This window comes from Bosea sp. Tri-49, assembly GCF_003952665.1.
Taxonomy (GTDB): domain Bacteria; phylum Pseudomonadota; class Alphaproteobacteria; order Rhizobiales; family Beijerinckiaceae; genus Allobosea.
The window spans coordinates 364,601-377,697 of the sequence record NZ_CP017946.1; the positions used below are offsets into that span (position 1 = coordinate 364,601).

The 13,097-nt window shown below is 65.9% G+C and carries 19 protein-coding genes; 16 read left to right on the forward strand and 3 right to left on the reverse strand.

The annotated features are described in order from the left end of the window. Positions 1–83 precede the first annotated feature (83 nt). The 7 genes from BLM15_RS01810 (at position 84) to BLM15_RS01840 (ending at position 5,185) form a co-directional block, all read left to right on the forward strand. Entirely contained in the window at positions 84–791 is a 708-nt protein-coding gene (locus tag BLM15_RS01810) for an aspartate/glutamate racemase family protein (RefSeq protein WP_126109814.1), read from the forward strand. After that, positions 788–1,501 carry a glutathione S-transferase family protein gene (locus BLM15_RS01815; RefSeq protein WP_126109816.1) on the forward strand — a complete coding sequence of 238 codons (714 nt, stop codon included), beginning with the start codon at positions 788–790 and terminating at the stop codon, positions 1,499–1,501. Before BLM15_RS01810 ends, BLM15_RS01815 begins: the two co-directional genes overlap by 4 nt. Continuing rightward, positions 1,498–2,034, forward strand: a complete 537-nt coding sequence (ilvN, locus tag BLM15_RS01820; protein ID WP_126109818.1) for an acetolactate synthase small subunit — start codon at positions 1,498–1,500, stop codon at positions 2,032–2,034. The genes BLM15_RS01815 and ilvN overlap by 4 nt, the downstream gene beginning before the upstream one ends. Before the next feature lie 20 nt (positions 2,035–2,054). Next, the gene (locus tag BLM15_RS01825; RefSeq protein WP_126109820.1) at positions 2,055–3,329 is read left to right on the forward strand and encodes an FAD-dependent oxidoreductase; all 1,275 of its coding nucleotides are present in this window, start codon (positions 2,055–2,057) and stop codon (positions 3,327–3,329) included. Continuing rightward, a complete protein-coding gene (locus tag BLM15_RS01830; protein ID WP_126109822.1) occupies positions 3,326–3,544 on the forward strand; it encodes a hypothetical protein in 219 nt (72 codons plus the stop codon). Before BLM15_RS01825 ends, BLM15_RS01830 begins: the two co-directional genes overlap by 4 nt. A 69-nt stretch (positions 3,545–3,613) precedes the next feature. After that, positions 3,614–4,360 (forward strand): helix-turn-helix domain-containing protein, encoded by a 747-nt coding sequence (locus tag BLM15_RS01835; protein ID WP_126109824.1) that lies wholly within the window; start codon positions 3,614–3,616, stop codon positions 4,358–4,360. A 99-nt stretch (positions 4,361–4,459) separates the two neighbouring features. Then, entirely contained in the window at positions 4,460–5,185 is a 726-nt protein-coding gene (locus BLM15_RS01840) for a haloacid dehalogenase type II (protein ID WP_126109826.1), read from the forward strand. Here the strand turns inward: BLM15_RS01840 and BLM15_RS01845 are convergent, their stop codons facing one another. Further along, on the reverse strand, positions 5,186–5,740 hold the full coding sequence (locus BLM15_RS01845) for a DUF924 family protein (RefSeq protein WP_126109828.1): 555 nt from the start codon (positions 5,738–5,740) through the stop codon (positions 5,186–5,188). A 147-nt stretch (positions 5,741–5,887) separates the two neighbouring features. On the opposite strand from BLM15_RS01845, the gene BLM15_RS01850 reads away from it, so the two are divergent. From BLM15_RS01850 to BLM15_RS31230, 7 genes are all read left to right on the forward strand, one after another. Beyond that, a complete protein-coding gene (locus BLM15_RS01850) occupies positions 5,888–6,538 on the forward strand; it encodes a TetR/AcrR family transcriptional regulator (RefSeq protein ID WP_126109830.1) in 651 nt (216 codons plus the stop codon). A 34-nt stretch (positions 6,539–6,572) separates the two neighbouring features. Then, the gene (gene ilvC / locus BLM15_RS01855) at positions 6,573–7,592 is read left to right on the forward strand and encodes a ketol-acid reductoisomerase (RefSeq protein WP_126109832.1); all 1,020 of its coding nucleotides are present in this window, start codon (positions 6,573–6,575) and stop codon (positions 7,590–7,592) included. A gap of 189 nt (positions 7,593–7,781) precedes the next feature. After that, complete coding sequence (locus BLM15_RS01860) at positions 7,782–7,967, forward strand: hypothetical protein (protein ID WP_126109834.1); 186 nt, start codon at positions 7,782–7,784, stop codon at positions 7,965–7,967. 27 nt (positions 7,968–7,994) lie between these two features. Further along, positions 7,995–8,216, forward strand: a complete 222-nt coding sequence (locus tag BLM15_RS01865) for a hypothetical protein (RefSeq protein WP_126109836.1) — start codon at positions 7,995–7,997, stop codon at positions 8,214–8,216. A gap of 224 nt (positions 8,217–8,440) precedes the next feature. Continuing rightward, complete coding sequence (locus tag BLM15_RS01870) at positions 8,441–9,268, forward strand: helix-turn-helix transcriptional regulator (protein ID WP_126109838.1); 828 nt, start codon at positions 8,441–8,443, stop codon at positions 9,266–9,268. 89 nt (positions 9,269–9,357) lie between these two features. After that, positions 9,358–9,738 (forward strand): DUF1127 domain-containing protein, encoded by a 381-nt coding sequence (locus tag BLM15_RS01875; RefSeq protein ID WP_126109840.1) that lies wholly within the window; start codon positions 9,358–9,360, stop codon positions 9,736–9,738. A gap of 25 nt (positions 9,739–9,763) precedes the next feature. Beyond that, positions 9,764–9,913: a hypothetical protein gene (locus BLM15_RS31230; RefSeq protein WP_164547355.1), complete on the forward strand. Its 150-nt coding sequence runs from the start codon at positions 9,764–9,766 to the stop codon at positions 9,911–9,913. Positions 9,914–9,974: 61 nt separating this feature from the next. On the opposite strand, the gene BLM15_RS01880 is transcribed toward BLM15_RS31230, so the two are convergent. Together BLM15_RS01880 and BLM15_RS01885 are read right to left on the reverse strand one after the other, a co-directional pair. Further along, complete coding sequence (locus BLM15_RS01880; protein ID WP_126109842.1) at positions 9,975–10,343, reverse strand: ComEA family DNA-binding protein; 369 nt, start codon at positions 10,341–10,343, stop codon at positions 9,975–9,977. Positions 10,344–10,651: 308 nt separating this feature from the next. Beyond that, positions 10,652–11,188, reverse strand: a complete 537-nt coding sequence (locus BLM15_RS01885) for a DedA family protein (protein ID WP_206438591.1) — start codon at positions 11,186–11,188, stop codon at positions 10,652–10,654. Positions 11,189–11,391: 203 nt separating this feature from the next. Between BLM15_RS01885 and BLM15_RS01890 the strand changes: the two genes are divergently transcribed. Next, entirely contained in the window at positions 11,392–12,261 is an 870-nt protein-coding gene (locus tag BLM15_RS01890) for an ABC transporter ATP-binding protein (RefSeq protein ID WP_126109844.1), read from the forward strand. Then, positions 12,258–13,049, forward strand: coding sequence for an ABC transporter permease (locus BLM15_RS01895; protein ID WP_126109846.1), 792 nt, complete (start codon positions 12,258–12,260; stop codon positions 13,047–13,049). The genes BLM15_RS01890 and BLM15_RS01895 overlap by 4 nt, the downstream gene beginning before the upstream one ends. Positions 13,050–13,097 lie beyond the last annotated feature (48 nt).

Sequence of the window (13,097 nt, forward strand, 5' to 3'; positions counted from 1 at the left end):
GGCATTTCATCCTGCACCAGATTCTCGGGTCTGCGCTCCGCGCTGCCCGAGAATGACGGCATCGGCACAGCATGGGGGACCACATGGCGACCATCGGCCTGATCGGCGGAATGAGCTGGGAATCGACGGCGGTCTATTACCGGCTGCTGAATGAGGGCGTGCGGGCGCGCCAGGGCGGGCTGCACTCGGCTGATGTCCTGCTGCACTCGGTCGACTTCTCGTCGATCGCCGAGATGCAGGCGAAGGGTGACTGGGATCGTGCCGGGGCGGCGATGGCCGCGAGCGCCCGGCGGCTCGAGCAGGGCGGGGCGGTCTGCATCGTGCTCGCCACCAACACCATGCACAAGCTCGCCGACCACATCACCCAGGCGACGAACCTGCCTTTCCTGCATCTCGCCGACGTCACCGCCAAGGCGATCCGCAAGAGCACGAGCCGTCGGCCGCTGCTGCTGGCGACGCGCTTCACCATGGAGCAGCGCTTCTATCGCGATCGTCTCGGCGCTTTTGGCGTCGAGGCGCTGGTGCCGGACGAGGCGGAGCGGGCTGATGTCCACCGCATCATTTATGAGGAGCTCTGCCAGGGCCGCGTCGAGGCAGCCTCCAAGGCGCGCTATCGCGAGATCGTCGCGCGGGCGGCGCGGGAGGAGGGCGCCGACGGCGTCATCCTTGGCTGCACCGAGATCGGCCTCCTGGTCTCGCAGGCGGATTTCGAATTGCCGGTCTTCGACACCACCGCGCTGCATGTCGAGGCGGCGCTCGATTTCACGCTGGCGATGGAGCAGGCGGCGTGAAGCTGATCATCGCCAACAAGACCCATTCCTCCTGGTCGCTGCGGCCGTGGCTGGTGCTGGCTGAGTTCGGCATTCCGTTCGAGGAGGTGCTGGTGCCGTTCGGGCCGACCTTCGACGATCCGGAGTGGAAGCGCACCGTTGCCGAGTACACGCCCGCCCGCAAAGTGCCGTCACTGGTCGACGGAGCGATTGCGGTCTGGGATTCGATTGCCATCATCGAATACCTTGCCGAAACTCATCCGGAACTGCCGATCTGGCCGCGCGACAAGGCGGCGCGTGCGCTGGCGCGTTCGATCTGCGCGGAAATGCACTCCAGCTTCGCGGCTTTGCGCAGCGCCTGCCCGATGAACCTCGCCTGGGTGCATCCGGCGCGCGATCGCGGCCCGGCTGTCGCTGCCGATATCGCCCGCGTCACCGAAATCTGGCGCGATGCGAGGCAGCGGTTTGGTGCGGGCGGCGATTTCCGGTTCGGTGATTTCAGCGCGGCCGACGCGATGTTTGCTCCGGTGGCGACCCGCTTCACTACCTATTCGATCGCGCTCGATCCTGTCAGCGCCGCCTATGTCGCGGCCGTGCAGGGCACCGCCGGCTTCAAGACCTGGCGCGAGGCTGCGCTGGCCGAACCCTGGATCGTATCCGAGGACGAGGTCGACGAACCTGTCCTGACCGATTTCCGCCCAAATCTCAGCCGCAGCAAGGCCCAGCGATGAACACGACGCATTATCCCAGCGCCCCGACCGCGCAGCCGATCGCCCGCCACACCCTGGCGGTGATCGTCGACAACGAGCCCGGCGTTCTCGCGCGCATCGCCGGCCTGTTCTCCGGCCGCGGCTACAACATTGAGAGCCTCACCGTCTCGGAGACTGAGCACGAGAAGCACCTCTCGCGCATCACCGTCGTCACCTCGGGTACCGCAAACGTCATCGACCAGATCAAGGCGCATCTCGACCGGCTGGTGCCGGTGCATCGCGTCGTCGATCTCACCCTGCAGGGCGAGGCGATCGAGCGCGAACTCTGCCTGGTCAAGGTCGTCGGCAAGGGCGACCATCGCGTCGAGGCGATGCGGCTCGCTGCCGCCTTCGGGGCGCGCACGCTCGATGCGACGCTGACCTCCTTCGTCTTCGAGCTCACCGGCTCGACCGAGGAGATCGAGCGCTTCATCAAGCTGATGACGGTGGTCGGCCTGACCGAGGTGTCGCGTACCGGCATCGCGGCGATGAGCCGCGGCCCGGAGGCGATGTGAGCCGGTAGGCTGGTTGCGGCATGAGTCGCAGCCTATCGATCGCGATCATCGGGTGCGGCACCGCCGGACTGGCGGCCGCGCTTCTGCTCGAACGGGCGGGCCACAAGGTCACGCTGGTCGAGCGCTTCAGCGAGCCGCAGCCGCTCGGCTCCGGCCTGATCCTGCAGCCGAGCGGGCTCGCTGTTCTCGCTGAACTCGGCCTCGCCGCGCCATTGATCGCCACCGGCAGCCGGATCGACAGGCTGTTCGGCCTGAACGCCGCGACCGGCTCGGTGGTGCTCGATGTGCGCTATGCCGCGCTGAAGCGGGAGCGTTTCGGCGTTGGCATCCATCGTGCGGCGTTGTTCGAAGAGCTGTTTACCGCTGTGCAGCGGCAATCCATCGCGATCGAGACCGGGGTCGAGGTCGGCGACATCGATGCCTCTGCTGGCGGCAAGGTCTCGTTGATCGCCGCGAGCGGTCGCCGCATCGGCCCCTTCGATCTCGTCGTCGATGCGTCGGGCACGCGCTCGCCGCTGCTCGGCCATGCCGTTCGACCAGTGAGGCAGGTGCCGCTGCGCTATGGTGCGCTCTGGGCCAATGTCCCGCTTGGCGAGACCGGCTTTGATCGCCACGCGCTCGAACAGCGTTATCGGCGCGCCAGCGTCATGGTCGGGGTGCTGCCGATCGGGCGTCATGGCGAGCAGAGCGAGCCGCAAGCGGCGCTGTTCTGGAGTCTGAAGGCGGATGCGCTCGACGGCTGGCGCAGCGCCGGACTTGCAGCGTGGAAAGCCGAGGTCGAGCGCACCTGGCCGGCGACCGCGCCGCTGCTCGCCCATATCGCCGATCCGGAGCAACTTACCTTCGCGAGCTATCGCCACCAGACGCTGCCGCGACCTTACGGCCAGCGGATCGCCTTCATCGGCGACGCCGCGCATTCGACCAGTCCTCAGCTCGGGCAAGGGGCGAACATGGCCCTGCTCGATGCCTATGCGCTGGCGGTGGCGCTCAATCAGGCCGCCGATCTCGATGGCGCGCTGCGCCGCTATGCGCAGCTGCGCCGCTGGCATGTCCGGCTCTACCAGGCGGCGAGCCGGATGTTCACGCCGTTCTACCAGTCGGACAGTGCCGTGCTGCCGGTGATCCGCGATCGCGTGGTGCCGCCATTGGCGCGGTTGCCTGGCATCGACCGGATGCTGGCGCTCCTGGTCTCGGGACTGATCGGCGATCCCTTGCGAAGGCTGGGGTTGAAGGAACCTGCGATTGCTGGTGAAAGCGATCGTCCGGCGCTGGCCGGGAAGGGGGCAGAGCCGTGACGATCGGACTGAATGAAATCTCGCTCGGCCTCGGCGCCCTCGGTTTCGCCTGTTTCGTCTGGCCGATTTATCAGCGCCTGTCCGGCAAGGCCGCGGCCGAGCCGCTCGGCTCGGGCAAGAGCCTGCGCTCGCCGCTGTGGTGGGCCGGCTTCGTGCTCACGGTCGCGGCGATCTTCCTGCAGCGGATCGCGGCGCAGCAGGCGGCGGGCGGCTGAGGCTCTTGATCGCCTGCGCCGATCGGCGGCAAATGGGCTGCATGATGATCTCTTGCGCGTGAGCAGGTGATGTCGATCCAACTCGAACTCCGCAGCTATCGCGGCGGCGACCGCCACCGCCACGACTACAGCCAGATCCTGCTGCCGATGCAGGGCGCGATGCGGCTCGATGTCGAGGGGCATCGCAGTGTCGTGTCGAGCCAATGCGTCGCGATCATCCCGCGCGACCACGAGCATGATTTCGAGCCGACGGCCGATTGCAGCATGCTCATCCTCGATGTCGAGGCGGGAGCCTTCGCGGGCGAGGCCGAACCGGCGCTGCTGCGCAATCTCGTTCCGTCGCTGACACGGATCGAGCCCTGGCTCTGGCGGATGTTCCGGCAGCTGGGCGCCGAGGTCGAAGCCGGTACCTGCCGCCCGAGCGATGCGGCCCATATGGCAATGGCTGGGCTGCAACTGGTTGCGCCGAGTGCCATGCCTCGGCCGTTGTCGCGTGCGGAAGGCCGTGTCGCGGATATCGCCCGTGACGGCAGAGCCGGCAGCGTGGTCGAGATGGCGAGGATTGCCGGCCTCGGCCAAAGCCGGTTCCACGCGCTGTTCCGGGCGACCACGGGGCAGTCGCCGAAGCAAGCGCAATTGACCCGGCTGTTTGACGAGGCCGCCGGGCAGCTGGTCGCGACGGCGCTGCCGATCTCGGAGATCGCCTACCGCCTCGGCTACCAGAACGCCTCGTCCTTCAACCGGCAGTTCAAGCGGCGCTTCGGCCTGACGCCGTCCGAGTTCCGCGCAGCGAGCCAGAGCGGCTTGAGCCGTTAAGCGCAGTTTCGGTCAAGTCGTTCGGAGTTTCGCCTCATCACGGCGGTGCGGGTGGTCGTTATGGTCCATACGACTGCGCACCCATGAGGACCGCTCGCGATGAAACTCACCGATTTCAAAGTTCTGACCTTCGACTGCTACGGCACGCTGATCGACTGGGAGACCGGGATCTGGAACGCGCTGCAGCCGCTGATCAGCGCCGGCCAGCTCAAACTCGACCGCGAGGAGGCGCTGGCGCGCTTTGGCCGGATCGAGAGCGAGCTGGAGGAGGCGGGACCGTCGCTGCGCTATTCGACGCTGCTCGCCGCCGTCCATGCCCGCCTCGCCAAGGATTTGGGCGTCAACATCCACGCCGATCTGAACGAGCGCTTCGGCGGCTCGGTGCCGGACTGGCCGGCCTTTCCAGACTCAGCCGAGGCGCTCGCCTATCTCAAGCGGTACTACAGGCTGGTGATCCTCTCCAATGTCGATCGGACGAGCTTCGCCGCCAGCAACCGCAAGCTCGGCGTCACCTTCGACGCGATCTACACCGCCGAGGATGTCGGCTCCTACAAGCCCAACCCGCGCAACTTCGACTATCTGCTGGCGCATCTTGAGACCGATCTCGGCCTCAAGGCCGGCGATGTCCTGCATACCGCGCAGAGCCTGTTCCACGATCATGTCCCGGCGGAGCGGGCCGGGCTGGCGCGGGCCTGGATCGACCGGCGCTTCGGCATGGCAGGCGGTGGTGCGACGCAGATCCCCGCGAACCAGCCGAAGGTCGACTTCCACTTCAAGAGCATGGCCGAACTGGCCGAGGCTCATCGGAACGCGGTCGGCAGCTGATCAGCCGCTGAAGCCGCCATCATCGAGAAAACGCTGCTCCTCGGCCGAGCTTTCGCGGCCGAGGACGGCGTTGCGGTGCGGGAAGCGGCCGAAATCGCGGACGATGTCGCGGTGGATGACGGCGTACTTGACCGAGTCGTCATCGCCCGAGGCCTCGCTCAGGGCGACGCAGCGCTCCTGGTCGGCGAGGTCCTCGGAGTGCATGAACGGCATGTAGAGGAAACGGCGTTCCGGATTATCGAAGGCCTCGTCGAAGCCGCGCGCGACCGCACGGCCGGCGACTTCGCGCGCCAGCCCATCGGCCGCGAAGGCGTGGGCCGAGCCGCGATGCAGGTTGCGCGGGAACTGGTCGAGCAGGATCAGCAGCGCATAGACGCCCTCCGGCGTCTCTTCCCAATTGGAGAGTTCGCCGCGTGCGGCTGCGTCGACCAGCGGCCGGAATCGCTGGGCGATCTCGGCGTCGAAGGCATCGTCCTTGGCGAACCATTTGTCCGGGCCGGCCTCGCGCCAGAAGGCGAGGACTTCGGCGGCCGCAGGCGGGGTAGGCTGTGTCATAACTCGCTCCGGATCAGGCATTCTCTCGGGGGAAGATATAGGTGCCCTGATGGCGTGCGGGCGATGAATTTTCTCCCGCGGGCCCTTGCGCCCCGGCAAGCCGTGCGGTAGATGCCAGAACCGTAACGTACGGTACTCTCCGGATCGATGAGCGAACCCGCAACCCATAGCCAAGGCGAAGCGCTGAGCGAGCGGCAGCAGGCCGTGCTCGACGCCGTGCTGGCGTTGATGGTGGAGCAGGGCGACCAGCTCACGATGACGGCCGTCGCCCGGCGGGCGAGCTGCTCCAAGGAGACGCTGTACAAATGGTTCGGCGACCGCGACGGTCTGCTGACTGCGACGGTGCAATGGCAAGCGTCGAAGGTCCGGGCTGACAACTACGATCGCCAGGCGCTCGATGCGGCGACGCTGCGCAAGAGCCTGCGGGATTTCGCCGAGAACTGGCTCAGCGTGATCACGAGCCAAACCTCGATCGCGCTCAATCGTGCCGCCATCGGCCATGCTGCCTCGGGCAAGAGCAATCTTGGCGGCATCGTTCTGGCGAACGGGCGCTTCGCCATTGGTGAGCGCTTGAAGCCGGTCCTGGAGGCTGGCCGCGCCGCGGGGCTCCTCGATTTCGACGACGCCGAGACGGCGTTCCGCACTTTCTTCGGCCTGGTCGGCCGCGACGTCCAGATCAGGCTTTTGCTCGGTGATGCGCTCGTCTCGGGCAAAGCCGAGATCCAGCGCGACGCGGCGCGCGCCACCGACCAGTTCCTCACCCTTCACGGACGGCAGGGCGCCGTACCGAAAGCCTGAAGCCAAGAATCCAACCCAAGGAAGGACGCATCCAATGCGCGTTTATTACGATCGCGACGCCGACATCAACCTGATCAAGGGCAAGAAGGTCTGCATCGTCGGCTACGGCAGCCAAGGCCATGCCCATGCGCTCAACCTGCGCGATTCTGGCGTCAAGGACGTCATCATCGCGCTGAAGGCCGGCTCGGCAACCCGCAAGAAGGCCGAAGAGGCCGGCTTCAAGGTCATGACCCCGTCCGAGGCCGCCAAGGTCTCCGACATCATGATGATGCTGACCCCCGACGAGCTGCAGGGCGACATCTATCGCGACGAACTGCACGGCAACATGAAGGAGGGCGCCGCCCTTCTGTTCGCGCACGGCCTCAACGTCCACTTCAACTTGATCGAGCCGCGCAAGGACCTCGACGTGCTGATGGTCGCCCCGAAAGGCCCTGGCCACACCGTCCGTTCCGAGTATCAGCGCGGCGGCGGCGTGCCGACCCTGATCGCGATCCACCAGGACGCCACCGGCAACGCCCATGACCTCGGCCTCTCCTACGCCTCGGCCAATGGCGGCGGTCGCGCCGGCATCATCGAGACCACCTTCAAGGAAGAGTGCGAGACCGATCTCTTCGGCGAGCAGGTCGTGCTCTGCGGCGGTCTGGTCGAGCTGATCAAGGCTGGCTACGAGACGCTGACCGAGGCCGGCTATGCCCCCGAAATGGCCTATTTCGAGTGCCTGCACGAAGTGAAGCTGATCGTCGACCTGATCTACGAGGGCGGCATCGCCAACATGAACTACTCGATCTCGAACACCGCCGAGTTCGGCGAGTATGTGACGGGTCCCCGTATCATCACCGCCGAGACCAAGGCCGAGATGAAGCGCGTGCTCACCGACATCCAGTCGGGCAAGTTCACCCGCGACTGGATGCTGGAAAACAAGGTCAACCAGACCTCGTTCAAGGCGACCCGCGCCCGCTACGCCGCTCACCCGATCGAGGAAGTCGGCGCCAAGCTGCGCGACATGATGCCCTGGATCAAGGCCAAGGCGCTGGTCGACAAGACCAAGAACTGAGGCCGGCGCCAGACTTCGCACGCGGATTCAGATCCCTGCGAAGCTGACTCCGGAAACGCTTGCAACTGTTTGACAATCAAGGAAACGGGCGCCCGGCAGGGCGCCCGTTTCGCGTTGAGGGGGCGAGCTTGGGGAACCGCGCCCCGCGGCGGGCGTTGATGCTCCAGTCGATATCTGCAGGAGCGTGCGATGACCCGCGAAGACGAACTGAGACATAGGGCGATCGAACGGCTGCATCAGCGCCACGCTCGTCACGGGCTCGCCGATGTGGCCAAGCCTGTGTCATGGGGCGACCAGCTCCCCGTCCTGCTGCTGGGCGGTTTTCTCGCGGTGACGCTGCTGGCGAATGTGCTGATGCGCGCCGTCGGCGGCTGACACGGCTCAAACGAGCAGGAGGCGACGATGCACGACGACGTGAAAGAGCGTGAGGCGCGTATTCCTGAGAACGGTGGCCAGCCGATCCCGCCAATGCGAGCGGATGTCCATTCCGATAGCGATCCCGCAGTGGAGACCCCGGTTGAGGCCAGGCAAGGCTTCTTGGACCGGCCTGTGCTGGTCGTTCTGGTGGCTGGGCTTGCCCTCGCGATCGTCGGTTGGGGCGTCGCTGGAATGTTGGCCTATTGAGCCCATCGCGGCCCGGCCACGACGGCAGAATTCAACGACGAAGCTGACCGAAGCTGAACAGATGGAGGCGATGATGACACCGATCCGATCGATGCATGCGTCCCAAGGTTTTCAGTTCAAGATCGCGCATCTGGCGCTGGGCGCCTCGTTCGCCCTGCTGACAATGGTCGTCCTCGGCCTGCTGTAGTTCTTCGCGGCGTCAACCGGCGCAGCGAAAGGCAGGCATGTCGCAGTTCTCGGTAAGCAAGCTGCTCGACAGCGAGATCGTGCTGGTGCGCGATGTCGTTTGCTCCGGCGAGTGCCGGCATCGTAGCCGCGAGGAATGCGCTCACGCGACCCATCTCGTCTTCCCGTATCGCGGCGTCTTCGTGCGCCATGTCGGGCGCGAGGATGTGGTCGCGGAGAGCAACCAGGTCCTGTTCTTCAATCCGCATGAGTGCTACCAGGTCAGCCACCCGGTTGCGGGCGGCGATGCTTGCCTCGACCTGCGCTTTGGCGAGGACGCTCTCCACGAGCTTGTGCAGGCCGAGCTGCTGCGGGAGGGCACGACCTCTTTCCTGACGCAGCACCGTCGAATCGATCCGCGCGCGCAGGTGCTCGTCGCCCTGCTGCGGCATAGCCTGCAGCGCGGCGTCGCCGAGCCGCTCGAAGCGGAGACGCTGGCGCTGACGCTGGTACGGCGGGCGCTCGGCGAACGGACCTCGCATGCGGCGGGCGCGACATCTGGCCGGCGCAAGTTGGTCGACCGGGCGAAGCTGGTGATGGCCTCCGATCTCGCCAGGCGCTGGACGTTGGCCGCGATCGCGCGCGAGGTCGGGGTCTCGCCGGTCTACCTCACCCAGGTCTTCGCCCAGGTCGAGGCCGTGCCGCTCTATCGCTATCAATTGCGCCTGCGGCTGGCGCGGGCGCTCGACCTCCTCGGCGATTACGACGACCTGACCCAGCTCGGACTCGAACTCGGTTTCTCCAGTCACAGTCATTTCAGCGCCGCCTTCCGGCAGGCCTATGGCCGCACGCCGGCTGAGTTTCAGCGCTCGCTCAATCTCCGCTGACAGAAGCTGTCACTGATCGCGAAAGATTCTGACAGCAGCTGTCAGCCCGAAGGCGTTCTCTGTCGTCATCACAACGACGGAGACAGGTCATGATCAGCTTCATCATCGGATCGGCCAAGCCCGTGCTCGCAATGGTCGACGGGCTCGGCCGGATTCTTGGCGGGATCAGCCACTGGCTGCAATCGCGCCGCGATTATCGCACTCTCTGCGATATGACCGAGCGCGACCTGCGCGATCTCGGCTTGCGCGACAGCGATCTGCGCGACGCGACGGCCGCTCCCTTTTTCGGGGACCCGACCGCGATCATCTCGCTGCGCGTCGAAGAGCGGCGCGGCCTTGCGGGCGGGGAAAGCGTCGACCAGGTCCTGCGCGGCCTGAGCGCGGGAACACCGGCCCGGCCGGAGCGGATCGCTAAAGAATCCGACAGCGCCGTAAGCAGCCGGGTGGTCTTTCTCAGGGCGGCCGAATGAGCGGCCTCTGAGACGGAGGAATGCCATGAGTGGAACTTGCGCCGCCTGCGATTGCGAGCTCGACGAGACCCCGATCAAGGTCACGATCGGCGGCAATACGGTCGAGGTCTGCTGCGACGACTGCGCCCAGGCGCTGCGCGAGGCGGATGCCTCGCAGACGCAGAGCGGTAGCTAGCTTGCTGCAAAACGAAAGAGCCGGCCGCGGGAAGCGGCCGGCTCGTCTAGTTTGATCGAGGTCAGAAGGTGACGTGGTCCTTGATCTCGGCCTCGACGTTGGAGGGCAGCGAACTGCGCTTCACCAGATCGTCGAAGTTCTTGAACTTCGCCTTGGCACGCTCCTCGACGATCTTCTTGGAGCGGGCCTCGCCGATGCCCTTGAGCTGCTCGAGCTCGCTGGCGCTGGCGGTGTTGATGTTGATCTTTTTGGTCTGGGCCTGGGTTGCGGGCGTAGCCGGTTTAGCAGTGGGAGCAGCCGGCGCGGCTGGCGTGGTCACGGGAGCGGCCGGCTTGGCCGGAGTCGTCGGCTGGGTTGCGGTCTGCGCGAGGGCCGGGCCGGCGGCGAGAGCGAGCGCAGCAAGGCCGATGGCGAAACGAGACATGGTCATGATCTCGACTCCTGTAAGTCCTGCCCGGTGGAGCTTGAGCGATACGCGGATGCCGGGCCGTCCGCGCCGCCGCGCCGGTGGTGAACCGGAGGATCCGGTCTCGACGCGATGGCCAGACTTTCGGCTGGTGCGGCTGAACGCGATCTGAGACGCTCGTTCAGCTGGCGTTGTGCTTTTCGCCGGGTTTTCGCCGCGATTGGCTAGATCGCCGTGCGTCCGAACGGACGCGAAAAAAAGCGATCTATCTATTGGTTGTCGCATCGGATTTTTCCGAAAAGTGGAATCCACTTTTCGGTCCGATGCCGAGGCTACTTCCCGGTGAACTGCATCATGTATTCGGAGAAGCGCCCGGCGCCGTAGATCAGGCCGAAGCCCCAGGCGAAGGAGGCGGCGAAGTTCGCCAGCTGGAAGGGCCAGAAGGGCATCTTCACGATGCCGGCGACGAGCGCGATCACCGCCCGGATCGGGCCGAAGAAATGGCCGATGGCGACGCCGAACACGCCCCATTTCTCGAAGAAGTCATGTCCGCGCTGGAGTAGCGCAGGATTATTGCGCAGTGGCCAGTGATCGCCGACGCGAGGGCCGAGGACGAGGCCGATCCAGTAGGAGAGCCAGAAGCCGGAGGCCGCGCCGAGCGCCGCTGCGAGCGAGAGCGGCATGAGATTGAGGCCCGAAGCGCCGGCAACCGCGCCAAACGCGGTGAAGAACACCGTCGCCGGCACGAGCCAGGACAGGATCGCGACGCATTCGGCAAAGCCAATCAGGAAGACGATCGGGGCCGCCCAGTACTGGTTGGCGCGCATGAACGCGACGAGCTCGTGCATCCATTGCTCAAGCGGGGGCATGGGCCGGGAATTCTCCTGAGAGCGGCGAACGATATCGCGAGCGATAGAGCAGAAGCGTCGACTTTTCGCTACTACAACCCGCTGGCTGACGGGCCCCGGTGTCGCAGGGCGGGTTGCCTTCGCCCGATGATTGCCTAGTGTTCGCGACGAGCGGAAATAGGCCGCGCGCCGGGACGGCGCCGACGGCAGGGGACGGGATATCCATGGAGTCCAAGGTCAGCCCGCCAGGCGATGCGGGCGCGGCAGCAGAACTGCCGGCGGTCAGCCTCTCCGGCATCGACATCACCTTCCATCTACAGGGCGGCCAGCGCTACCAGGCGGTGAAGAAGATCGACCTTGCTGTGGCGCCCGGCGAGTTCGTCTCCGTCGTCGGGCCGACTGGCTGCGGCAAGTCGACCTTGCTCAACGCTGCAGCCGGTTTGCTGACGCCGTCCGCAGGCAAGGTCACGATCTTCGGCCAGCCGCTTTCGGGCCTCAACCGCCGCGCCGGCTATCTCTTCCAGCAGGACGCGCTGATGCCGTGGAAGACGGCGCTCGACAACGTCAAGGTCGCGCTCGAGCCGATGGGCGTCTCGGATGCACAGGCCGACAAGCAGGCCCGCGACTGGCTGGCGCGCGTCGGCCTGCGCGCCTTCGTCGAGCGCTACCCGCACATGCTGTCGGGCGGCCAGCGCAAGCGCGTGGCGCTGGCGCAGATGCTGATCCGCGATCCCGAGATCCTGCTGATGGACGAGCCCTTCGGGCCGCTCGATGCGCAGACCCGCCAGATCATGGGCAATCTCCTGCTCGATCTCTGGTCAAAGGATCGCAAGGCGCTGATCTTCGTGACGCACGACCTCGAGGAGGCTATCGCGCTGTCCGACCGGGTGGTGGTGATGTCGGCCGGCCCGGCCGCCGGCATCGTCGCCGATTACAAGGTGCCGCTGCCGCGGCCGCGCGACATCGCCGAGATCAGGCTGGAGAAAACCTTCCACGAGATCCACCGCGACATCTGGACCTCACTTCGGGTCGAGGTGCAGAAGGCCTATGCCATGGGCGAGGGCAAGGAACTGGTCGAGGGAGCTGCGTCATGAACCGCGTCAAGCTCCTCGCCCTGCAGATCCTGGTCATGGTCGTGTTTTTGGCGATCTGGCACGTCGTCACCACCACCAGCCTGTTCGGTGACATCAAGACCACGCAGTTCTTCTTCTCGACGCCTGGCGAGGTGCTGGCGCGGACCTGGAAGCAGCTCACCGGCGCCGACATCTACTATCATCTCGGCATCACCCTGACCGAGACGGTGCTCGCCTTCGTGATCGGCTCGACCGCCGGCGTCTTCTTCGGCTTCGCCTTCGCACGGAACGCGCTGCTGGCGGCAGTGTTCGACCCTTACATCAAGGCCGCGAACGCCCTGCCGCGCGTCGTGCTGGCGCCGATCTTCGCGCTCTGGTTCGGGCTCGGCATCTGGTCGAAGGTGGCGCTCGGCTTCACGCTGGTGTTCTTCATCGTTTTCTTCAACGTCTACCAGGGCGTGAAGGAGGTCTCGCCGACGGTGCTGGCCAATGCGCGCATGCTCGGCATGAACGAGCGCCAGCTCTTCCGCCATGTCTACTGGCCCTCGGCGCTGACCTGGATGTTCTCGTCCCTGCACACCTCGGTCGGCTTTGCGCTGGTCGGCGCGGTCGTGGGCGAATATCTCGGTTCCTCGGCCGGCCTCGGCTACAAGATCCACGAGGCCGAGAGCGTCTTCGACGTCACCGGCGTGTTCTCCGGCATGCTGATCCTGGCGATCTTCGTGATCCTGATCGATTCGATCGTGACGCTGGTCGAGAACCGCCTGCTGGTCTGGCGACCAGGACAGAGCAGCACGACGACGACGTAACGTAAGCTCCGCTTGATTCCTGGCGCGAATGAGCGCCATCCTCGCCCT

Bases quoted from the DNA above. Each gene is read 5' to 3' on its own strand.
- BLM15_RS01845 (WP_126109828.1), bottom strand. From the start codon at position 5,740: ATGACACAGCCTACCCCGCCTGCGGCCGCCGAAGTCCTCGCCTTCTGG.
- BLM15_RS31230 (WP_164547355.1), top strand. From the start codon at position 9,764: ATGAGTGGAACTTGCGCCGCCTGCGATTGCGAGCTCGACGAGACCCCG.
- ilvN (WP_126109818.1), top strand. From the start codon at position 1,498: ATGAACACGACGCATTATCCCAGCGCCCCGACCGCGCAGCCGATCGCC.
- BLM15_RS01810 (WP_126109814.1), top strand. From the start codon at position 84: ATGGCGACCATCGGCCTGATCGGCGGAATGAGCTGGGAATCGACGGCG.
- BLM15_RS01870 (WP_126109838.1), top strand. From the start codon at position 8,441: ATGTCGCAGTTCTCGGTAAGCAAGCTGCTCGACAGCGAGATCGTGCTG.
- ilvC (WP_126109832.1), top strand. From the start codon at position 6,573: ATGCGCGTTTATTACGATCGCGACGCCGACATCAACCTGATCAAGGGC.
- BLM15_RS01860 (WP_126109834.1), top strand. From the start codon at position 7,782: ATGACCCGCGAAGACGAACTGAGACATAGGGCGATCGAACGGCTGCAT.
- BLM15_RS01865 (WP_126109836.1), top strand. From the start codon at position 7,995: ATGCACGACGACGTGAAAGAGCGTGAGGCGCGTATTCCTGAGAACGGT.
- BLM15_RS01840 (WP_126109826.1), top strand. From the start codon at position 4,460: ATGAAACTCACCGATTTCAAAGTTCTGACCTTCGACTGCTACGGCACG.
- BLM15_RS01885 (WP_206438591.1), bottom strand. From the start codon at position 11,188: ATGCCCCCGCTTGAGCAATGGATGCACGAGCTCGTCGCGTTCATGCGC.
- BLM15_RS01890 (WP_126109844.1), top strand. From the start codon at position 11,392: ATGGAGTCCAAGGTCAGCCCGCCAGGCGATGCGGGCGCGGCAGCAGAA.
- BLM15_RS01880 (WP_126109842.1), bottom strand. From the start codon at position 10,343: ATGACCATGTCTCGTTTCGCCATCGGCCTTGCTGCGCTCGCTCTCGCC.
- BLM15_RS01825 (WP_126109820.1), top strand. From the start codon at position 2,055: ATGAGTCGCAGCCTATCGATCGCGATCATCGGGTGCGGCACCGCCGGA.
- BLM15_RS01835 (WP_126109824.1), top strand. From the start codon at position 3,614: ATGTCGATCCAACTCGAACTCCGCAGCTATCGCGGCGGCGACCGCCAC.
- BLM15_RS01850 (WP_126109830.1), top strand. From the start codon at position 5,888: ATGAGCGAACCCGCAACCCATAGCCAAGGCGAAGCGCTGAGCGAGCGG.
- BLM15_RS01875 (WP_126109840.1), top strand. From the start codon at position 9,358: ATGATCAGCTTCATCATCGGATCGGCCAAGCCCGTGCTCGCAATGGTC.
- BLM15_RS01895 (WP_126109846.1), top strand. From the start codon at position 12,258: ATGAACCGCGTCAAGCTCCTCGCCCTGCAGATCCTGGTCATGGTCGTG.